Genomic DNA, 19861 nt, shown 5'->3' with positions numbered 1-19861 from the left:
GGGTACGTCAGTTGGAGGCCAGGAGCTTGAGCTCGGGGTGGGCCGTGCCGCCCTCGATGGCGGTGGACGAGATGTGGGAGGCGACCCGCTCGTCGACGGGGTCGTTCGCCGGGTCGTCGTGCACCACGATGTGCTCGTACGTCGTCGTCCGCTGGGCCGGAACACGCCCCGCCTTGCGGATGAGGTCGATGATCTCCAGCCGGTTGGAACGGTGCTTGGCGCCGGCCGAGGACACGACGTTCTCCTCCAGCATGATCGAGCCGAGGTCGTCGGCACCGTAGTGCAGCGACAGCTGGCCGATCTCCTTGCCGGTGGTCAGCCAGGAGCCCTGGATGTGGGCGATGTTGTCCATGAAGAGGCGCGCGATGGCGATCATCCGCAGGTACTCGAAGATCGTGGCCTGCGTGCGGCCCTTCAGGTGGTTGTTCTCGGGCTGGTAGGTGTACGGGATGAAGGCCCGGAAGCCGCCGGTGCGGTCCTGGACGTCACGGATCATCCGCAGGTGCTCGATGCGCTCGGCGTTGGTCTCGCCCGTGCCCATCAGCATGGTCGAAGTGGACTCGACACCGAGGTTGTGCGCGGCCTCCATGATCTCCAGCCAGCGTTCGCCGCTCTCCTTCAGCGGGGCGATGGCCTTGCGCGGCCGCTCGGGCAGCAGCTCGGCGCCGGCGCCCGCGAAGGAGTCGAGGCCGGCCTCGTGGATCCTGGTGATGGCCTCCTCGACCGACACACCGGAGATCCGGGCCATGTGCTCGACCTCGCTCGCCCCCAGGCTGTGGATGACGAGCTGCGGGAACTCCTTCTTGATCGCGGCGAAGTGCTTCTCGTAGTACTCGACGCCGTAGTCCGGGTGGTGGCCGCCCTGGAACATGATCTGGGTGCCGCCCAGCTCGACGGTCTCGGCGCACCGGCGCAGGATGTCGTCGAGGTCGCGGGTCCAGCCCTTGGCCTGGTCCTTGGGGGCCGCGTAGAAGGCGCAGAACTTGCACGCCGTGACGCACACGTTCGTGTAGTTGATGTTGCGCTCGATGATGTACGTCGCGATGTGCTCGGTACCCGCGTACCTGCGGCGGCGTACGGCGTCGGCGGCGGCGCCCAACGCGTGCAGCGGGGCGTCGCGGTAGAGGACGAGCGCTTCCTCGGGGGTGATGCGTCCGCCCGCCGCGGCACGGTCGAGCACGGCTGTGACATCAAACGACGTGAGGTCGGCCTTCTCGGTCACCGGGGGCGTCCCTTTCGTCAAGGGGTTGGACGGACCGGACCAGCCTACGCCAGCGGTCTCGCGCCCCCGAGGTCAGGCCGCGTACGCGCCGATCAGCAGCCCCACGAACGCCCCGCCGAGCAGGAACGGCCCGAACGCGATCGCCGTCCTGCGCCCGGCCCTGCGCAGCAGCACCAGGGCCCAGCCGTAGAGCGCCCCGAACAGGAACCCGGCGAAGGTGCCGAGCATGACCGTCGACCAGCCGTACCAGCCCAGCGCCGCCCCCACCCCGAGGGCCAGCTTCACGTCGCCGAAGCCCATGCCGCCGGGGTTGACGAGGTACAGCACGTAGTAGCCGGCGCCGAGCGCGAGCGTGGCCCACAGGGCGGTCGGCCAGTCACCGGCGTGCTCGGGGACGAGCGCGACCAGGCCGAGCAGGGCCGGTGCGGCGAGCGCCAGGGTGAGGGTCAGCGGGTTCGGCAGCCGTCGTACCCGGAAGTCGACGACCGTGAGCAGGACGCCGACGGGCGCCAGCAGCAGCCAGACGCCCAGCTCGGGCCGGGTGTCGGTGGCGGCGGCGAGGGTGGCGCAGACCAGGGCGGTGGCGGCGGCGAGCCCGGGGGCGCCGGGCCCGTACGGCGGCGTACCGGCCTCGCACCGCCCGCACCGGGCCCGCCCGGACCAGCCCCCGATCGGATGCCCACCCGGACACCGCTCCCGCCACTCCTCGCCCTCCGGCACGGAGAACCGGTACGCGGCCCGGGGCAGCAGCGCCCCCGCGGCGGCACCCCAGAGCGCGGCGACGAGCACCAGCAGGGCGGTGTTCATGGCGATGTCCTGGGGTCGGCTTCGAAGAGACGGGTGCGGCGGGGAAGGGGATATGAGGATCCGTTGAAGGTATCGAGATCTTATGGACTCCCACCCTCCCCGTCGAAGACGGCGCCGACGACGTACTCAGTAGAGTGCCGCGAGCAACAGCGGTCGGCGTGACACGGGGGAAGACAGCAGTGCGCACAACCATGGCGAACGGCACAGGCGGGACCCGGCACTCATGGCGCACCCGGGCCGCCCGCGTGCTCCTCGCGCTCTGCGCCCTGACAGCCCTGTTCGCGACCGCCACGGTCCCGGCCCGGGCTGCCGTCGACACCGCCCCGCAGGCCGCCTACCTCGCCGACCGCCTCCGCGAGAACCCGGTCCACGTCACCGACCAACTCCCCCGCGAGGTACCGCGGTCCACTGCCCGCGACTTCGCCGAGGTGGCCGAGCGCACCGGCGTACCGACGTACGTCCTCGTCCTCCCGAGCCTGAGCGGCGCCGAGCCGGGGCTGCTCGACGCGGTCCACGCGCGCCTCGGCCGGGACGGGCTGTACGTGCTCCTCGACGAGTCGAGGGTGACGGACGCCGTGGCGTACGGGGTCGACGCCCCGGCGGACGACGCCTCGACGGTCGCCCTCTACGAACTCCCCTACGACGCGGGCCCGCTGCGTCGCTTCGAGCGCTTCGCCGAGGTCGTCGCGCAGGGCGACGCGAAGGCGGCGGCGCGGGCGGAGGCGGCACGCGAGAAGTACGACGACGGCGCCGAGCCCGCGAACGCGTACATCGGCTCGACCGACCGCGGCGAGCAGTCGGCCTTCACGGGCGTCCTGCTCGTCGTCGTACCGCTGCTGATCCTGGTGCTGGTTCCGTACGTACGGCGCTGGTGGCTGCGCCTTTCGCAAGCCCCCCAGCCCAAGGGGGCCAAACTGACCAAGCAGGGAAAGCAGGGAAAGCAGAACAAGCAGGCCAAGGGGCCGGTGGTGCCCAAGGCGAGTCGCGCCCTGCGCTGGAGCGTCGCGGTGCTGGCCCTCGCCTCCGCCGTCGCCATCGTCGTGGCCGCCCCCCGCGTCTACGGCCAGACCAGGTCGAGCTGGTCGCCGCCGCCCCGGGCGTTCGAGCTCAACGCCCGTCTCGACCGGGTGGTGCAGGGCCTGGCCGAGGACCCGGTGTACGCGGACCCGGAGAGCCCGCGGGTCCTGGACGCCGCTCAGCTGGACCGGCTGCAGAGCCGCATCGGTGCGTTCGCGCGCTCCGAGGGCGGCGGCCCGGTGTTCGTCTCGCTCGTCCCGCAGCTGATGGAGGACGAGTCCGGCGGCGACGAGGCGGCGTTCGCCGCGGCCATCCACGACAAGCTGGGCGAGGACGGGGTGTACGTCGTCGCCGACCCGCTGAACGGCTCCATCGACGTCTTCAACTACGGCCTGCGGCTGGATGGTTACAGCCTCGCCTTCGAGCTGCCGGAATCCATCACGGTCGGCGACGCCAACGCCGTCGAGGCCGACGACCATCTGATGGGCAGCCGCCTCGCCGCCCTGATGAGCGTCCTCGACAAGACCGAGCGCTCCGACGAGCCGATGACGGCCGACAGCCCGTACCCGGTCACGGACGCCGTGCGCGAGGACGAACTGCCCCCGCTCTTCGGCCCCGACTTCTGGTCGGCGCTGTTCACGGGCGTTCTGGTGGCCGGGGCGGTCTTCGGGGTGGTGGCGGCTCTACTGGGGATCGTGGGCCGGGTGGTGCGGCGCCGGAAACCGAAACCGGCTGTGTGAGCGTGTGCTCTGGCGAGCCACATACGTACGGGGGGGTTGTCGTGAGCCAGGTGCTGTACGGCGAGCGGTCGTGGAATCCGCTGGCGCGGACCGTCGAGTTGACCGAGGACGGGCTGCGGCGCGGCGGTAGGGTGACGCCGCTCGCCGAGCTGAACCTCGCTGCCATGGCCGAGGCGTTCCGGCGCGGGTCCTGGCTCGGCGCGGGCGGGGCGGAACGCCCGTTTCAGCGGCTGGCCGAGGGTCCCGGCATCGTCCCGGTCACCCGCGTCACCGGGACCGGCATGCCGGTGAAGGTGCGGCAGGCCGCCCAGTTCGCCCGTGCGCTGGGCGAGTTGGCGGTACGGCGGTGTGGTGGGCCCGGGCAGGTGGCCGCGTTGGCTGAGCGGGCCCGGGCCGAGGGCGTGCCGTTGTGGATCGCCCGGCGGTTCGCGCCGGGTCCCGTCGGGCCGATCGCCGTCGCCGTGGACCGGCGCCTGGTGCGCGTGGACGTGTGGGGGCCGGGCGCCCCTGTCGTCCGCATCCGGGCACCGCACGGGTTCCGCCGTGACTCCCCCCAGCCGGCCAAGGGCCTGCGGCTGACCGTCGGCGACATGACCGCGCAGCTCACCCTCGACAAGAGGCGGCGCAGGTCGAAGAGCTCCGTCGAGGTGCGGCTGCCCGGGCAGCGCTGGGTGCTGCGGCGGGAGAACGCGACGAGTTCGTGGCTCCTGCGCGACGAACGCCCCGTCGCCCTGCTGACCCGGCCCCCGCGCCGCCAGGTGCCCGAGCCGGGCTCGGTGCTGCTGCCGCTGACCCCGGTGCGATGGGAGAGCGCCGACCCGCTGGACGCCGTCATGGCGCACGTCTTCGCCGTCGCCTTCGGGCTCGGGGACACGACGGGCCTGGCGCGTTTCCGGTCCCAGCGGCGCCCGGCGGCGGGCGGGGACGAGCCGATCGCCTTCGACGAGTGGTGGGACCGGCCCTGGTTCACCAACCTCGGGAGCGGCAGCGACGACAACGAGCCCGGCGGCGGCGACGGCTGGGGCTCGGACGGCGGGGACGGCGGCAGCGGGGACTCCGGTGGGGGCGGCGGCGACGGCGGGGGTGACGGCGGAGGCGGCGGCGGGGGCGGGGACTGAGGGGCGGGGCCCGTCGGCCGCCAGGGTCCGTCAGGCCCGCTCAGACGGCGGGCATGGCATAGATCTCCGCCCCGTTCGCCACCATCAGCCGGTTCCCGGCGAGGGCGATTTGCCACTCGTCGTAGTCGCTGTCGTCGGTGAAGGTCCAGCGGACCTTGCCGGTCCTCGCGTCGATGGCGGCGACACCGCCGGCCAGCGAGGAACCCGCCCCGTACAGGGTCGTCCCGGCCTTGAGGAAGGTCCGCGCTCCCCTGTTGTTCTCGTCGCAGAGCCAGATCCGCTTGCCGGTCCTGACGTTGACGGCCCAGACGCCGCGGTCGTGGTCCCTGACGTAGAGGACGCCGTCGATGACCGTCGGGTCGTCGAAGCCGCGCCGCCCGTTCGGGGACAGGATCCAGCGGGTCCTCCCCGTCTCGGCGTCCACGGCCGTCAGCTTCTCGCCCGGCAGGAAGACCAGCCCGTTCGCGACCGTGGGGCGCCAGCTCCAGTCGTCGCCGATCTTCTTGGACCACAGCTGGGTGCCGGTGGCGGTGTCGCGGACGGTGACGTTGAACTTGGAGTCGGTGTAGACCAGGTACCGGCCGGAGACCGTGCCCTCCACGTCGTAGTCGTCGGTGCCCCAGTCCCGCTTCTGCAGCCACACCCTCTTGCCGCTGGTGTGGCTGATGGCGGCGACGGCCGTGCGGTGGTCGGTGGCGGACTTGGCGTCGCTGTAGTCGGTCACCGTGACGTAGACGTTCTTGTCGTCGATGGCGATCGTGTCCTGGACGTCCAGCGACTTGCCGAGCCGGCTCCGCCACGCCTCCTCGCCGGTGCGGACGTCGTACGCGACGAGGATGCCGTCGATGCCGCCGTCTGACAGGAACACCTTGCCGCCGTGGAAGAGGAGTTGAGCGCCGGCGGGGCAGATGTCCAGCTTGGACCAGCGGGCCTTGCCCGTCCTCACGTCGTACGCCACCAGCGGGTCGCCGCTGACCAGGAGCATGCCGTCGTGGACGAGCAACGGTACGGACGTGCTGGTGCTGTCGTCGGCGACCGTCTTGCGCCACAGCGGCTGCGGTGCCACTCCGGCCGGCGGAGTCGTGAACGTCTCGCGGGCTGGTTCGGCGGAGGCGCCCTTGCCGCCCTTGCCGCCCTGGCCCGACGCGGTGGGGGAGGTGTCGTCGTCCCGGCCGAACCACCACGCCGTGCCACCGCCGACCGCGGCGACGGCGGCCGCGCCGCCGAGGGCGAGGGAGAGGGCGCGGCGGCGGGAGGGCGCGGGCGCGGGGGACGCGCCGAGCCGGACCGTGCCGGGCTGCGGGGTGCCGTATCCGGGGGCCGGGGTGCTGGGTACGGGGGCGCCGTGTGGTGTGCCGTAGCCGGGCACGGGCACCGTCGGGGCGGGCGCCGCCTGTGGGTAACCGTATCCCGGCGCCGGCCCGAACTCTGCCGCCGCCCGCGCCTGCTGCTCCGGCGCCTCCAGGTCCAGGATCCCCGCGGCGTGCGTGGCGATCGTCGACGCCACCGCAGAGGGCAGCCAGTCGTGCAGGGCGTCCCCGACGCCCTGCGGTGCCAGCGCCGCCACGACCTCGGCGGGAGCCGGCCGCTGTGCCGGGTCCTTCAGCAGACAGGCCCGGATCAGCCCGAGGAGCGACGGCGGTACGTCCGCCAGGTCGGGCTCGCCGTGGACGACCTGGTAGAGCAGCGCCGCCTGCGAGGCGGCGCCGTCCCCGAAGGCGCTGCGGCCCGTCGCGGCGAAGGCCAGTACCGCGCCCAGCGAGAAGACGTCACCGGCCGGCCCGAAGTCCTGCCCGAGGGCCTGCTCCGGCGGCATGTAGCCGGGCGAGCCGACCACGACTCCCGTCTGTGTCATACGGCTTCCGTCCACCGCACGCGCGATGCCGAAGTCGATGACCCGGGGGCCGTCGGCGGCCAGCAGGACGTTCGAGGGCTTCAGGTCGCGGTGGATCAGGCCCGCCGCGTGGACCTCCTGGAGCGCGGCCGCGAGCCCCGCGCCCAGCGCGCGGACCGTGCGCTCGGGCAGCGCCCCGTGCGCGGCGACCACGTCGGTGAGGTCGGGACCGAGGACGTACGACGTCGCCAGCCACGGCAGCGCGGCGTCCGGGTCGGCGTCCACGACGGGTGCGGTGTGGCGGCCGGAGACCGCCCTGGCTATGTCGACCTCGTGCCGGAAGCGTTCCCGGAAGTCGGCGTCGGCCGCCAGATCAGGGCGGATCACCTTCACCGCGACGGTGCGGCCACCGGGCGAACGAGCCAGGTAGACGCGCCCCATGCCGCCCGCGCCGAGCCTGCGCAGCAGTCGGTACCGGCCCAACTCCCGTGGATCGTCGGCTTGCAGTGTCTCCATGGTGGGTCTCCCCCGTCGGCGTGCTCGCGTGCGGGGACACAGTAGTAAGCGCGGTTACGGGAGTTGCCACCGCTACTGGACCTCCGGCCCCGCTTGCCGGACCTACGGCCCAGCTACTCGTCGACCTTCGACAGCCGCGCCTCGGGGTTCCCCTCCGCGTCGCTCTCGGACCGGTACAGCAGGTCGTCGCCGGTCGGCGAGATCCGGACGGTGTGCGGTTTCGGGTTGCAGCCGCCGTGGTTGGTCTCGCGGCCCACGGACGTCACGACGAGCTCCTTCGCCGTGACCTTCTTCAGCGTCAGTACGTCGTTGCAGGCGAGGCCGAGCAGGTCCGTCGCCCGGAGGGTGCCCAACTCCGCGCCGACGGCGGCCTTGTGCACGGTGAGCCGGAAGGTACCGGCCGGCAGGGCACCGTTCAGGGCGTTGGCCTTGCCCTCCCAGGTGCCGACGTAGCGGGCGGGCACGTCGCTCCCGATCGGTGCGCCGGAGACGCCGTCGCCCGGCGCCGCGGGGTCGGGGGCATCGGAACCGACGTTGGTGTCCTGGTCCTTGCCCGGCAGCAGCTCGAACACGAACACGGTCCCCACCGTCACCGCGGCCAACGCCCCCGCCACCGCGAGCGCCACTGTGCAGCTCAGCCGCCGCCCGCGGCCGCCCTCCGCCGACGTCGAGGCCGCCGCGACCGAGAGGGACACCTTGCCGGGGCGGTCGCCGGACGCGGGGGCCGTGTCCTGCGGCACGGCATCGCGCGGTTCGGGCACGACCACGGGCGGCCCGGTCTCCGGCACGGACGCGCCCCCCACGGGCACCCCGGGCATCACCGGCGGCGGCCCGAACTCCCCCACCGCCGCCGCCCGGCTGAACGCCACCGGCCCCGAGCCGGCCTCCGCCCCGGTGTCGGCCGCGTCCAGGTTCAGCAGCCGCACCGCACTGCGGCTGACCTGCTCGACCAGCCCGCCCGGCAGCCACCCGCCCGCCACCAGCCGGGCCGCCCCGTCCGGAGCCAGCCGTCGCGCCAGCTCGGCCGGGGTGGGCCGGGCGCCCGGGTCCTTGGCCAGGCAGGCCTCCACCAGCTCACGCACCTCGCCGCCCAGCGAACCGTCCGGCGCCCCGTCCGGCGGACCGAGTTCGGGCTCCTCGTGCACGACCTTGTACAGCAGCGCCGCCGACGAGTCCCCGGAGAACGGCGGCCGACCGGTCGCCGCGTACGCCAGCACCGCGCCCAGCGAGAAGACGTCGGCCGCTCCCGTGATGCCCTTGCCGATGATCTGCTCGGGCGACATGTAGCCGGGGGAGCCGATGGAGACCCCGGTCGACGTCAGGGACGCGGTGCCGTCGGTGGCCCGGGCGATACCGAAGTCGATCAGCACGGGGCCGTCGAGGGTCAGCAGGACGTTCGACGGCTTCACGTCCCGGTGCACCAGCCCCAGTTCGTGCACGGCCGCCAGTGCCTCGGCCAGCCCGGCGCCCAGCGCCCGTACGGAGTGGGCGGGCAGCGCGCCCGAGTCCGCGACAGCGGCGGCCAGCGAGGGACCCGCCGCGTACCCGGTGGCCACCCACGGCACCGGAGCCTCCGGGTCCGCGTCCAGCACGGGCGCCGTCCAGGCGCCGCCCACCCGCCGCGCGGCCTCCACCTCCCGGCGGAACCGGGCCCGGAACTCCTCGTCCAGCGCGAAGTGCGGATGCACGATCTTGACGGCGACCGTACGGCCGCCCGCGCTGCGGCCCAGGTACACCCGGCCCATGCCGCCGGAGCCGAGCCGGCCGAGCAGCCGGTACGGTCCGACGGCTGTGGGCTCGTCAACTCCGAGCGGCTGCATCGGCGTCCACCCTTCCCCCGTACGGCTCAATACGCCGGTAAAACTCTCCAGAAGGTTAGTGCGCGAGCGCCCCGGCCTTCACGGCTGGAGCAGATCCACCTTCACGTCCGCCGGGAACCCCGTGGTCGGCCCTACCCGGCGCGCGAACTCCGCGACCGCCTCAAGCTGCGGGCCGCCGAAGCGGAAGTCGAGGGTAGTGAAGTACCGCTCCAGGATCCGCTCGTCGAAGGCCTCCCAGCGGGCCGCCTGCTCGGCGACCTTGCCGACCTCCTCCAGGGAGAGGTTGCGGGAGTCGAGGAAGGCCTCGTGCACCTTGCGGGTGATGACCGGCTCGCGCTCCAGGTAGTCCCGGCGCGCCGCCCAGACCGCGAAGACGAACGGCAGCCCGGTCCACTCCTTCCAGAGCGCGCCGAGGTCGTGCACCTCGAGGCCGTAGCGCGGGCCGTCGAGGAGATTGGCCCGCAGCGCGGCGTCCCCGATGAGCACGGCCGCCTCCGCCTCCTGCATCATCAGGCTGAGGTCGGGCGGGCAGGTGTAGTAGTCGGGGCTCACGCCGTAGCGCTCGGCGAGCAGCAGCTGGGCCAGGCGGACCGAGGTGCGCGAGGTGGAGCCGAGGGCGACCCGGGCTCCGTCCAGCTCGTCCAGCGGGACCTGCGAGACGATCACGCAGGACATCACGGGGCCGTCGCAGCCGACCGCGATGTCGGGGAAGGCGACCAGGTCGTCGGCGTTGCGCAGGAACTCGACGAGGGTGATCGGCCCGATGTCCAGGTCGCCGCGCACGAGCTGCTCGCTCAGCTTCTCCGGGGTGTCCTTGGTGAGCTCGAAGTCGAGGAGCGTGCCCGTTCTCGCGAGCCCCCAGTACAGGGGCAGGCAGTTCAGGAACTGGATGTGGCCTACGCGCGGCCGGGTGCGAGAATTGTCCACATCGCGACAGTAGACCCCATGGGGTAGCGTGCAGCCCTCAGGGTCGTGACACCTCGGTCACAGCCGCCCTTAACCCCCGGCTCGTCAAACCGACACGGGATCTTTCCGTCAAGCCGACACTCGATCTTCAAACATCCGGGTGACGTGATCTTGACCTCTATTGCTTTCGGCTGCCCGCGTGCTAGGCTCGCCGCAAGTTGCAGTTTGGTTTCCCTTGCAGTACAGAGCCTGCGGAGCATGTGACCGCGGGCTCTCGTCGTTTTCAGACGTATGCAGTTGTGCGGCATCTTGTTTTCACACTTGCAGGGTTCTGGAGCAGGGCAACCCTTTGGGCCCAAGGAGGGCTTATGGCTACCGGAACCGTGAAGTGGTTCAACGCCGAAAAGGGCTTTGGCTTCATCGCCCAGGAAGGCGGCGGCCCCGACGTCTTCGTTCACTACTCCGCGATCAACGCGAGCGGATTCCGTTCGCTGGAGGAGAACCAGCAGGTCTCCTTCGACGTGACGCAGGGCCCGAAGGGTCCGCAGGCGGAGAACGTCACCCCGGTCTGAGTCTTCGGTCTCGGAGCCTGGTGCTTTGATCCGGAACAGATAGCAGTACCCAAGGAGCCCCGCGCCGCAAGGCAACGGGGCTCCTGCCTTTTCCGTGCGCCGCGTGAATCGGCTCACACGTGCTGCATGATCAGCACGAACGTCGTCCCGGGCAGCAGCGCCTCGTAGGTGTGCGGCACATCCCCGCGGTACGTCATGTAGTCCCCGGGCCCCAGCTCCACCGCCTCCCCGCGCGGCCCCGCCTTCAGCCGCCCCGTGCTGACGACCAGATGCTCCACGGATCCCGGAATGTGCGGCTCCGACTCCCGGGCCGCCCCTGGTTCGGCGCGCAGATGGTAGATGTCCCGGCGGGCGCCGGGCGGGCTGGCCGAGAGCAGGGTGGCGACGTAGTCCGCCCGTTCGGACGCGACGGCGGGCCCCTCGCCGGACCGGATCACCTGGACCGCGGGCGACGGCGGCTCCACCAGCGTGCTGAACGGCACGCCGAGCGCGACCCCGAGCGCCCACAGCGTCTCCACGCTGGGGTTTCCGCCACCCGCCTCCAGCTGGGAGAGCGTGGACTTGGCGATGCCGGCCCGTTTGGCCAGCTCGGACAGGGACAGCCCGGTCCGGCCGCGCTCGCGCCGCAGGGACGCCGCGATCCAGTCGAGGGGCAGCCGGGAGGGCGGGGGCGCCGCATCGGACATGGTGTTCGCTCCATCGGTACGACCGTTCGCCTTGACGAACGGTGGACTTACTGTCCATTGTAGAAAACATGCGTTCGCCACTCCGAACACCCCTGTCCCCCTCACGCGTCCCCCTCGACACCTCCCTGGTCCGCGACAGCTCGCTCGTCTGGCTGGCCAGCGGTGTCGTCGGCGTCTCCTTCGGCGCCATCTCGGTCGCCGGCGGGCTGCCCGTGTGGGTGCCGGTGGTGATGTCGCTGGTCGTGTACGCGGGCTCGGCCCAGTTCAGCGCGGTCGGGGTGCTGCTCGCCGGGGGCGGGCCGGTGGCCGCGGCGGCCACGGGGCTGCTGCTCAACACGCGCACGCTGGCCTTCAGCCTCGCCGTCGCGGACATCCTCGGCCGGGGCCGCCTGGCCCGACTCCTCGGCGCGCACCTGGTGACCGACGAGACGGTGGCCTTCGCCCTCGCCCAGTCGGATCCGGCGCGGCGGCGGGCGGCGTTCTGGATCTCCGGGCTCGGCCTGTTCGCCGTCTGGAACCTCGGTGTCGTGGCCGGGGCGCTGGCCGGCGACGCGCTCGGCGACACCGGCGCCTACGGCCTGGACGCCGCCTTCCCCGCCGTACTCGTCGCCCTGGTCCTGCCCGCCCTGCGCGCGGATCCGGCCGTCCGGCGCTGCGCGCTGGTCGGCGCCGGGCTCGCGCTGGCGGTGACGCCCGCCGTCCCGGCCGGGGTGCCGGTGCTGGTGGCACTGGCGGGGCTCCTCGGGCACGGGCGCGGCAGGGGGCGTACGGCATGAGCGCGACGGTGGCCATGATCCTCGCGCTGGCGGTCGGGACGTATGCCTTCCGGCTGGCGGGACCGGTGCTGCACGGCCGGGTGGCGCTGCCGCCGCGGGTGCGGGAGCTGCTGTCGGCGGGGGCGATCGTCCTGCTGGTGGCCCTGTTGGCCACGGGTGCGCTGACCGAGGGCGGCGGCTTCGCGGGGTGGGCGCGGCCGGCCGGGGTGCTGGTGGCGGGCGTACTGGCCTGGTGGAGGGCGCCGTTCCCGGTGGTGGTGCTGGGGGCGGCCGGGGTCACGGCGGTGCTGCGGGCGGTCGGGGTGGCGTGAGAGGGGCCGTGGGAGAATTGCAGGGTGACCAGCGATGACGAGAACAACCACGGGGAGAGCGGCGGAAGCGCCGCGGGCAACAAGCTGGCGACGGGGATGTCCGTCGGGCTCAGCGTCGGCGTGAGCATCGGCCTTGTCCTGGGGATGACCGTCTTCGACAACCTGGCCCTGGGGCTGTCGCTGGGGATGTGCATGGGCATCGCCGTCGGCACCGGGGTCGGTGTGGGCCGGATGCGGGCCGGGGAGCAGAAGGACGCGGGCGACTAGCCGCACTCCTTCGCTAAGGTCCCGGGCCATGACCGACTCCGACTTCCTGACCACCACCCGCACCTTCTACGACGCCATCGCCGAGGACTACGCGACCCTCTTCAAGGACGCGCTCGCGAACAGGCCCCTGGAGCGGGCGATGCTCGCGCTGTTCGCCGAACTCGTCGACGGGGACGGCCCGGTGGCCGACCTCGGCTGCGGTCCGGGCGAGGCGACCGGCCATCTCGCCTCGCTGGGGCTGCCGGTGTTCGGTATCGACCTGTCGGAGTCGATGCTCACGATCGCCCGCCGCGAGAACCCGGGGCTGCGTTTCGAGCGGGGCTCCATGCTGGAGCTGGACCTCCCGGACGGTACGCTGGCCGGCGCCATGTCGTTCTACTCGTCCATCCACACACCGGTGGAGCAACTCCCGGCGCTCTTCGCCGAGTTCCATCGCGTGCTGGCCCCGGGCGCGCCGCTGCTCGTCGCGTTCCAGGCCGGCGACGAGCACCGCCACCACGACCGGCCCTTCGGCCACCCGGTCGCCCTCACCTTCCTGCGCCGCCGCCCCGAGGACATCGCCGAACTGCTGACGGCGGCCGGATTCGCCCTCGTCTCCCGGACGGTCCGCGAGCCGGACCCGGCGTTCGACGAAACGGTCGCGCAGGCGTTCCTGATCGTCCGCAAACCCGCCGCCTGACGCCGCTCAGAGAGCCCCGGCGATGTCCCGCGCCGCGATGTACCCGAACGTCATCGCCGGGCCGATCGTCGAGCCCGCGCCCGCGTAGCTGTGCCCCATGACGGCCGCGCTCGCGTTTCCGGCGGCGTACAGCCCCCGGATCACCGAGCCGTCCTCGCGCAGCACGCGGGCGCGGGCGTCCGTGACGAGGCCGCCCTTGGTGCCGAGGTCGCCGGGGACGATGCGGAAGGCGTGGTAGGGCGGGAGCCAGAGGGGGGCCAGGCAGGAGTTCGGGAGGACGGACGGGTCCGTGTAGTAGTGGTCGTAGGCGCTGTCGCCCCGGTGGAAGTCGGGGTCCTTGCCGCGCCAGGCCTGGGAGTTGAAGCGGTCCACGGTGGTGCGCAGGGCCGTCGCCGGCACGCCGATGGAGGTGGCGAGCGCGTCCAGGGTCCAGGCCTTGTGCGCGGCGCCGGAGTCGTACCAGCCGGCCGGGAAGGGCAGGGTCGGCAGGACGTCCTTGAAGAGGTACCGGTTGCGGTAGTTCTGGTCGACGATCAGCCAGGCCGGGATGGCGGGGCTGGTGTCCTGGACGTCGTACATGGTGTGGACGACGTCGCTGTAGGGGGCGGCCTCGTTGACGAACCGCGCCCCGGCCGCGTCGACCAGCAGGCCGCCGGGAAGGGTGCGTTCGGACAGGCAGAAGTACGGCTGGCCGGGGAGCGGGATCGCCGGGCCCCACCAGGCGTCGTCCATGAGGCCGAGGGCGGCGCCGAGCCGGTGGCCGGCCCGGATGCCGTCGCCGGTGTTCTCCTTCGCACCGACCGTCCAGTCCGTGCCGATCGGTTGGCGCTGGTACCGCTCACGCATCGCCGCGTTGTGCTCGAAGCCGCCCGAGCCGACGATCACGCCCCGGCGGGCGCGCACCAGGCCGGGCGTGCCGTCCCGGGTGACGACCGCCCCGCTCACGGCGCCGCCCTCGACGTACAGGTCGGTGAGGGGCGTGTCGAGCCACACCGGGACCCCGGCCGACCGGAGCCCCAGCCGTAGCCCGGCCGCCAGCGACTGCCCCATGGTCAGCGGCTTCTCCCCGCGCAGTGCCGCCGCCGTGCCCCGCGCGAGGCACTCCGCCGCCACCGCGGCCCCCTTGACGTTCACCGCGGCCAGGGCCAGCCACTTGTAGTCGGCGCTGAAGACGACCATGCCGGCGGGCACGTCCATGTACGGCGGGTTCAGCCGGGCCAGTTCGGCGCCGAGGAGGTTGCCGTCGAGCTGGTCGGGCTCTACGGAGCGGCCGTTGGGGAGGCCGCCGGGCAGCTCGGGGTAGTAGTCGCTGTAGCCCTCCATCCAGCGGAAGCGGAGGGGGCTGTGGGCCATGACGAAGGAGAGCATCGCCGGGCCGTGAGTGAGGAAGGCCCGCTGCCGGTCGACGGGCACGTCCGGGCCGACGACGGCGGCGAGATAGGCGGCCGCCTTCGCGGGGGTGTCCGGTACGCCCGCCGCGACCAGCACGGAGTTGTTGGGGATCCAGATCCCGGCACCGGACCGGGCGGCGGATCCGCCGAAGGTGGGCGCCTTCTCCAGCACCACACAGCTCAGTCCCTGCCTGGCGGCGGTGAGGGCGGCGGTCATGCCGGCGGCCCCGGAACCGATGACCACGACGTCGTACGTGCCGAGCAGGGGCAGATCGGCCGCGTGGGCCGCGGTGAGCCCCAGGGAGGCCGTGACCGTGCCGGCGGCACCGGCGGCGAGGACGTGTCTTCGGGAAGGGCGCGCGCTGATGGCCATGGGGCAGCTCCCGCCTGGGCTCGCATTTCTGAGGATGTGTCAGAAATGCGAATGTGACGCGGATGCGTGGTGAAGTCAAGCGCGGAGCAAGGCAGTTGACGTACGACGTACGCGGTGGGTCGGCACCCGCCCCCTCCCCGCCATCGTCCGGACTCCGGCGGAGGCGAGGAGCGGGTTGCCGCCCGGGCCCTTCCGAAATCGTCGTCCATCGGGCAAAGCCCAGTCAATCCTTGGGATTTGTCACCGGACCCAAGCATTAACTTGGAGGTCATGACCCTCGATGACCTACGGGTGTTCGTGGCCGTGTGCCGGGCCGGAAGTCTCAGCTCGGTGGCGCGGGAGCTGGGCTGCACCCAGTCCGCGGTGAGCCAGCATGTGAAGCGGCTGGAGCGGGAGACCGGCGTCGCCCTGCTGGAGCGCCAGCCCCGGGGCGTGGTGCCCACGCAGGCGGGGCGGGTGCTGGAGGAGGCCGCCGCCGAGGGGATCTCGGGGCTGGATCTGGCGGTACGGCGGCTGCGGGACCTCGTCGACGGGGAGAGCGGGTACGTGCGCGTGGCGACCGGGGCCACGACCGTACGGCACTTCATGTCGGAGGCGGTCGTCGCATATCGGCGGCGGCACCCGCGGGTCAACCTGGAGTTCCGCACGGTCAGTTCGGGCCGGGGCAGCTTCGACGCGCTGGCCGACGGCACGCTCGACCTGGCCTGGATCACCCTCGGCCCACCGGTCCGCGGCATCGAACAGCGGCCGGTGGTGGAGCTGCCCTGGGTGCTGGCGGTGCGCGCCGACGATCCGCTGGCGCGGCGGCCGTACGTCGACGTCGGCGCCGACCTGCGGGACGTACGGCTGATCCGGCTGCCGCCGAACTCCGCCTCGGCGGCTCATCTGGACGCCGCCTGCGCGGAACTGGGCGTCCGCCTCGCGCACGACACGAGCGTCGCCGACTGGGACACGGCGCTGCTGCTGGCCGAGCTGGGGGTCGGGCGGGCGGTGCTGCCCGCGCTGCCGGGGCTGCCCGTCCCCGGCGGCGACGGCGACCTGAGGCTGATCCCGCTGCCCGCCCTGCGCCCGCTGCCCGTGGGCTGGGCGGTCCGCCGCTGGGACGCGCTCAGCCCGCCGGCCCGCGCGTTCGCCGACCTGGTGGAGAGCCGGCGCAGGGCGGCGGGCGGCTCCGGCTCCCCAGGGGGGACGAACGGCTAGGGCCTGTCGTTTGGATCAGGCTGGCTGAAAGAGACAGCGCCTTTCTGCCAACCCGAGCGGGGCGATGGGGGTGCCCCCGCGCGAGCCGGGCGAAGCCGGTTCGAGCGGGGGGAGCGTGCAGCTGCAAGGCGGAGGAGGGCGTCGACGCGGAGCGTCGGCAACCGACGACAACGCCGCAGATGCGCGTGCCACGCCCCGCGACGCCGGCATGATCCAAACGACAGGCCCTAGTTCAGGCCGATCGCCGCGCAGTCCGCCGCGTACTCGGGGGTGCAGATCTGCTTGACGGTGTAGACGTCGTCCTGGATCACCGTCTCCTCGATGTTGCTCTTCGTGAGGGCGACCACCGGCACCAGCTGCGCCGGGATGCCCTCGTCGGTCGGGCTGTCGACCGAGTCCTGGGTCAGCGCGTCGAACTCGATGTCGCGGCCCTGGACCTTGTACACGGCCATCTTCGCGGCGTTGGTCGCCTCCAGCAGGAAGGACTTGTACACCGTCATGAACTGCTCGCCGGAGACGACCCGCTGCACCGCGTCCAGGTTCGCGTCCTGCCCGGTCACCGGCGGGATCTTGCTCGCGCCCGCCTCCTTGAAGGCGTCGATGACGCCGTCCGCCAGGCCGTCGCTCGCCGAGTAGACCGCGGCGATGTTGTTCAGCCCGACGGCGGCGATCGCCTTCTTCATGTTGGCCTTGGCCACCTCGGGCGACCACTTGTCGGTGTCGTACCGCTTGACGATGTTCACCTCGCCCTCCAGCTCGCCGAGCGCGCCCCTCCTGACCAGGCCCGTGTTCGGGTCGGCGGGATCGCCGTTCATCATGACGACCTTGCTGGACGCGGCCTTGGAACCGAGCTCCTCGACCAGCGCGCGGCCCTGCACCTCGCCGACCTGCTCGTTGTCATGGGAGACGTACGCGTCGATCGGCCCCTGGGCGAGACGGTCGTAGGCGATGACGGGGATACCGGCGTCCTTGGCCTTCTGCACGTCCGGGGCGATGCCCTTGGCGTCCAGCGCGTCCACCAGGATCACGTCGACCTGGCCCTCGATCATCTTCTGGAACTGCTGGCTCTGTCTGTCCGGGCTCGCTTCGGCGTTGGCGTACTCGACCTTGCCCTTGCCGTCGGTGAGGGCGCCGACCTCCTTCTTGATGAGCGGGTAGTCGAACTTCTCGAAGCGTGCCGTGTCCTTGTCGGGCAGCAGCAGGCCCACCGTGATGTCGTCGCCCTTCTTGGGCGACTCGGAGCTGTCACCGCCCGCGATACCGTCGACGACACCGCACGCGGTGAGCGACAGCGCCGAGGCCGAGGCGGCCAGGGCTATCGCGACACGGCGTACGGCGGGGGTGTGGGGGGTACGTGCGTTCACTACTGGTGCCTTCCGAGCGGGTGAGCGGCCGTGCTGACCCGGGGGGCGGCAAACCCGGGTGGCGGTAGCCAACGCGGCATCGGCATGTCACGTCAAGCAGTTGTCGTAACGAGACGGCAACCGTTTTCCGTACTCACCAGTACTGCCCGCTACTTCTCGTACAGCTCCTCGACCTCCGTCGCGAAGTCCCGCATGACGGCTTCCCTGCGCAGCTTCATCGACGGCGTCAGATGGCCGTCCATCTCGGTGAAGTCCGCTGGGAGGATCGCGAAGCGGCGGATGGACTCGGGTCGGGAGACGAGCTTGTTGGCCTCGTCGACCGCACGCTGGAGGATCGCCCGCAACTCGTCGTCGTTCACGAGGAGTTCGGCGGGCACGGGGTGCTTGCCGTTCATGCGGCGCCAGTGGCTGACGCCGTCCATGTCCAGGGTGATCAGTGCGGAGACGTAGGGGCGGCGGTCGCCCAGGACCATGCACTGGGAGATCAGGGGGTGCGAGCGCAGCCAGTTCTCCAGCGGCGCCGGGGCGACGCTCTTGCCGCCCGCGGTGATCAGGAGTTCCTTCTTGCGGCCGGTGATCGTCAGGTAGCCCTCGTCGTCGAGGGTGCCGATGTCGCCCGTCGGCAGCCAGCCGTCCGCCGCCGCCGGGACCACGCCGCCCGCCGACGGGTCCCAGTAGCCGCGCAGCACCTGGTCGCCGGCGACGAGGATCTCGCCGTCCGCGGCGATCCGGACGCGGGTGCCGGGCAGGGGCCAGCCCACCGTGCCCAGGCGGGGCTTGAGGGGCGGGGTGACGGTCGCGGCACCGGTCGTCTCGGTCAGGCCGTAGCCCTCGTAGATCTCGATGCCCGCGCCGGTGTAGAAGGCGGCGAGACGGCGGCCGAGCGGTGAGCCGCCGCAGATCGCGTACCGCACCCGGCCGCCCATGGCGTTGCGGATACGGCGGTAGACCAGCGGGTCGTAGAAGGCGCGGGCGGTCTTCAGCGCCGTGTTCGGGCCGCTGCCCGTGCCGGCCGCCCGGGCCTCCATCGCCTCGCCGTAGCGCTCGGCCACGGACGCGGCGCGGTCGAAGGACGACGCCCGGCCGCCCGTCTCGGCCTTGGCGCGGGCGGAGTTGAAGACCTTCTCCAGCATGTAGGGGATGGTGAGCAGACAGGTGGGCCGGAAGGCCGCCAGGTCCGGCAGCAGGTCCTCCGCCTTCAGGCTCGGCGCGTGGCCCAGGCGGACCCGTGCCCGGACGCACGCCACCGCCACCATGCGGCCGAAGACGTGCGACATGGGCAGGAAGAGCAGCACCGAGGCCTCGTCGCTCGTCCTCGCCTTGAAGATCGGGTAGAGGAGCTCGATCGCGTTGTCGACCTCGGCGAAGAAGTTGCCGTGCGTCAGCGCACAGCCCTTGGGGCGGCCCGTGGTGCCCGAGGTGTAGATGAGCGTCGCGAGCGTGTCCGGCACCAGCATGCCGCGCCGTACGCTCACCTCCCCGTCGGGCTCCTGCCTGCCGTGCTCCGCCAGCCGCTCCACATGGCCCTTCTCCATCACCCACATGTGGCGCAGGTCGGGCACGCGGTCCAGTTCGGGGCCGAGGGCGGCCGCCTGGGCGGCGGTCTCGGTGACCAGGGCGACCGCGCCCGAGTCCTGGAGGATCCAGCGGGTCTGGAAGGCGGAGGAGGTGGGGTAGACGGGAACGGTGACGAGTCCGGCCGCCCACGCGCCGAAGTCGAGGAGCGTCCACTCGTACGTCGTACGCGCCATGATCGCGATCCGGTCGCCCGGCACCAGCCCCTCGGCGACCAGCCCCTTGGCCACCGCCTGCACCTGCTCGGCGAACTCCGCCGCCGTCACGTCCGTCCAACGCCCGTCCGCGCCCTTGCGGCTGAGGACCACGGCGTCCGGCGTCGCCGCCGCGTTGTCGAAGGGGAGGTCCGCGAGCGACCCGTGGGTCACCGGCGGCGCGAACGGCGGTACGTACGCCTCCCGTACGGCACCGTCCAGTCGCCGCGTCTCGGGCTGAACCAGGTTCGGTCCCGGAGCGTCGTCGTAGGCGGCCGACGGGGCGAAGGAGGGAAGCGGGGTGGACACGGGCGGCTCCTGCGGCGGGCGTGCAGCGACGGAAACACTGCTTGCTGCATGACGTACGTGCCTCGCGCACCGTGGCGTTCACCTGCGGAGGCATGCGGAGGTCTGCGGAAAGGGTTACCGCTGGTTAGGCAGGAGATCGTACGGCGCCCGCGTGTGGGGGTTGTGCGGGTTCGGCGGCGGTCCG

At 72.4% G+C, this 19861-nt stretch carries 17 protein-coding genes; 8 read left to right on the top strand and 9 right to left on the bottom strand.

Going from position 1 to position 19861, the window contains the following annotated elements; genetic code table 11:
• Nucleotides 1–7 precede the first annotated feature (7 nt).
• Nucleotides 8–1222: a cyclic dehypoxanthinyl futalosine synthase gene (mqnC, locus tag ACFZBP_RS25015; RefSeq protein ID WP_383452080.1), complete on the bottom strand. Its 1215-nt coding sequence runs from the start codon at nt 1220–1222 to the stop codon at nt 8–10.
• Nucleotides 1223–1294: 72 nt separating this feature from the next.
• Nucleotides 1295–2029: a prepilin peptidase gene (locus ACFZBP_RS25010; protein ID WP_391416254.1), complete on the bottom strand. Its 735-nt coding sequence runs from the start codon at nt 2027–2029 to the stop codon at nt 1295–1297.
• Nucleotides 2030–2220: 191 nt separating this feature from the next.
• Here ACFZBP_RS25010 and ACFZBP_RS25005 point away from each other — a divergent pair, with 191 nt between their 5' ends.
• Together ACFZBP_RS25005 and ACFZBP_RS25000 are read left to right on the top strand one after the other, a co-directional pair.
• On the top strand, nt 2221–3786 hold the full coding sequence (locus ACFZBP_RS25005) for a hypothetical protein (RefSeq protein ID WP_391416252.1): 1566 nt from the start codon (nt 2221–2223) through the stop codon (nt 3784–3786).
• Nucleotides 3787–3827: 41 nt separating this feature from the next.
• Nucleotides 3828–4904 (top strand): hypothetical protein, encoded by a 1077-nt coding sequence (locus tag ACFZBP_RS25000; RefSeq protein WP_391416250.1) that lies wholly within the window; start codon nt 3828–3830, stop codon nt 4902–4904.
• Between the two features lie 40 nt (nt 4905–4944).
• Here the strand turns inward: ACFZBP_RS25000 and ACFZBP_RS24995 are convergent, their stop codons facing one another.
• From ACFZBP_RS24995 to ACFZBP_RS24985, 3 genes are all read right to left on the bottom strand, one after another.
• Nucleotides 4945–7254 carry a PQQ-binding-like beta-propeller repeat protein gene (locus tag ACFZBP_RS24995; RefSeq protein WP_391416248.1) on the bottom strand — a complete coding sequence of 770 codons (2310 nt, stop codon included), beginning with the start codon at nt 7252–7254 and terminating at the stop codon, nt 4945–4947.
• A gap of 113 nt (nt 7255–7367) precedes the next feature.
• Nucleotides 7368–9074 (bottom strand): protein kinase, encoded by a 1707-nt coding sequence (locus ACFZBP_RS24990; RefSeq protein ID WP_391416246.1) that lies wholly within the window; start codon nt 9072–9074, stop codon nt 7368–7370.
• Nucleotides 9075–9152: 78 nt separating this feature from the next.
• Entirely contained in the window at nt 9153–10001 is an 849-nt protein-coding gene (locus ACFZBP_RS24985) for a menaquinone biosynthetic enzyme MqnA/MqnD family protein (protein WP_383452068.1), read from the bottom strand.
• Nucleotides 10002–10348: 347 nt separating this feature from the next.
• Between ACFZBP_RS24985 and ACFZBP_RS24980 the strand changes: the two genes are divergently transcribed.
• Entirely contained in the window at nt 10349–10552 is a 204-nt protein-coding gene (locus ACFZBP_RS24980) for a cold-shock protein (RefSeq protein WP_003992177.1), read from the top strand.
• A gap of 113 nt (nt 10553–10665) precedes the next feature.
• On the opposite strand, the gene ACFZBP_RS24975 is transcribed toward ACFZBP_RS24980, so the two are convergent.
• On the bottom strand, nt 10666–11238 hold the full coding sequence (locus ACFZBP_RS24975) for a helix-turn-helix domain-containing protein (RefSeq protein WP_383452066.1): 573 nt from the start codon (nt 11236–11238) through the stop codon (nt 10666–10668).
• Nucleotides 11239–11306: 68 nt separating this feature from the next.
• Between ACFZBP_RS24975 and ACFZBP_RS24970 the strand changes: the two genes are divergently transcribed.
• Genes ACFZBP_RS24970 through ACFZBP_RS24955 form a run of 4 tightly spaced genes read left to right on the top strand, consistent with a single transcriptional unit; the run spans nt 11307 to nt 13271 of the window.
• Nucleotides 11307–12014: an AzlC family ABC transporter permease gene (locus tag ACFZBP_RS24970; protein ID WP_383452064.1), complete on the top strand. Its 708-nt coding sequence runs from the start codon at nt 11307–11309 to the stop codon at nt 12012–12014.
• Nucleotides 12011–12325, top strand: coding sequence for an AzlD domain-containing protein (locus tag ACFZBP_RS24965; RefSeq protein WP_391416243.1), 315 nt, complete (start codon nt 12011–12013; stop codon nt 12323–12325). Before ACFZBP_RS24970 ends, ACFZBP_RS24965 begins: the two co-directional genes overlap by 4 nt.
• 24 nt (nt 12326–12349) lie before the next feature.
• The gene (locus tag ACFZBP_RS24960; RefSeq protein WP_383452060.1) at nt 12350–12592 is read left to right on the top strand and encodes a hypothetical protein; all 243 of its coding nucleotides are present in this window, start codon (nt 12350–12352) and stop codon (nt 12590–12592) included.
• A gap of 28 nt (nt 12593–12620) precedes the next feature.
• Nucleotides 12621–13271, top strand: a complete 651-nt coding sequence (locus tag ACFZBP_RS24955) for a class I SAM-dependent methyltransferase (protein WP_383460710.1) — start codon at nt 12621–12623, stop codon at nt 13269–13271.
• A gap of 6 nt (nt 13272–13277) precedes the next feature.
• On the opposite strand, the gene kstD is transcribed toward ACFZBP_RS24955, so the two are convergent.
• Complete coding sequence (gene kstD / locus ACFZBP_RS24950) at nt 13278–15035, bottom strand: 3-oxosteroid 1-dehydrogenase (protein ID WP_391416240.1); 1758 nt, start codon at nt 15033–15035, stop codon at nt 13278–13280.
• Between the two features lie 270 nt (nt 15036–15305).
• Between kstD and ACFZBP_RS24945 the strand changes: the two genes are divergently transcribed.
• Nucleotides 15306–16235, top strand: coding sequence for a LysR family transcriptional regulator (locus tag ACFZBP_RS24945; protein WP_383460704.1), 930 nt, complete (start codon nt 15306–15308; stop codon nt 16233–16235).
• Nucleotides 16236–16462: 227 nt separating this feature from the next.
• On the opposite strand, the gene ACFZBP_RS24940 is transcribed toward ACFZBP_RS24945, so the two are convergent.
• Nucleotides 16463–17599: a substrate-binding domain-containing protein gene (locus ACFZBP_RS24940; RefSeq protein ID WP_391416238.1), complete on the bottom strand. Its 1137-nt coding sequence runs from the start codon at nt 17597–17599 to the stop codon at nt 16463–16465.
• A 149-nt stretch (nt 17600–17748) separates the two neighbouring features.
• Nucleotides 17749–19677, bottom strand: a complete 1929-nt coding sequence (locus ACFZBP_RS24935; RefSeq protein ID WP_391416236.1) for an AMP-binding protein — start codon at nt 19675–19677, stop codon at nt 17749–17751.
• Between the last annotated feature and the right edge of the window lie 184 nt (nt 19678–19861).

This window comes from Streptomyces sp. NPDC008086, assembly GCF_042957325.1.
Classification (GTDB): domain Bacteria; phylum Actinomycetota; class Actinomycetes; order Streptomycetales; family Streptomycetaceae; genus Streptomyces.
Note: the sequence above shows the minus strand (reverse complement) of the source record. Positions and strands in the feature narration are given on the sequence as shown.

Coding starts and splice junctions, on each gene's coding strand:
- ACFZBP_RS25010 (WP_391416254.1), bottom strand. CDS start 2,029: ATGAACACCGCCCTGCTGGTGCTCGTCGCCGCGCTCTGGGGTGCCGCC.
- ACFZBP_RS25005 (WP_391416252.1), top strand. CDS start 2,221: ATGGCGAACGGCACAGGCGGGACCCGGCACTCATGGCGCACCCGGGCC.
- ACFZBP_RS24995 (WP_391416248.1), bottom strand. CDS start 7,254: ATGGAGACACTGCAAGCCGACGATCCACGGGAGTTGGGCCGGTACCGA.
- ACFZBP_RS24990 (WP_391416246.1), bottom strand. CDS start 9,074: ATGCAGCCGCTCGGAGTTGACGAGCCCACAGCCGTCGGACCGTACCGG.
- ACFZBP_RS24980 (WP_003992177.1), top strand. CDS start 10,349: ATGGCTACCGGAACCGTGAAGTGGTTCAACGCCGAAAAGGGCTTTGGC.
- ACFZBP_RS24975 (WP_383452066.1), bottom strand. CDS start 11,238: ATGTCCGATGCGGCGCCCCCGCCCTCCCGGCTGCCCCTCGACTGGATC.
- ACFZBP_RS24970 (WP_383452064.1), top strand. CDS start 11,307: ATGCGTTCGCCACTCCGAACACCCCTGTCCCCCTCACGCGTCCCCCTC.
- ACFZBP_RS24965 (WP_391416243.1), top strand. CDS start 12,011: ATGAGCGCGACGGTGGCCATGATCCTCGCGCTGGCGGTCGGGACGTAT.
- ACFZBP_RS24955 (WP_383460710.1), top strand. CDS start 12,621: ATGACCGACTCCGACTTCCTGACCACCACCCGCACCTTCTACGACGCC.
- kstD (WP_391416240.1), bottom strand. CDS start 15,035: ATGGCCATCAGCGCGCGCCCTTCCCGAAGACACGTCCTCGCCGCCGGT.
- ACFZBP_RS24945 (WP_383460704.1), top strand. CDS start 15,306: ATGACCCTCGATGACCTACGGGTGTTCGTGGCCGTGTGCCGGGCCGGA.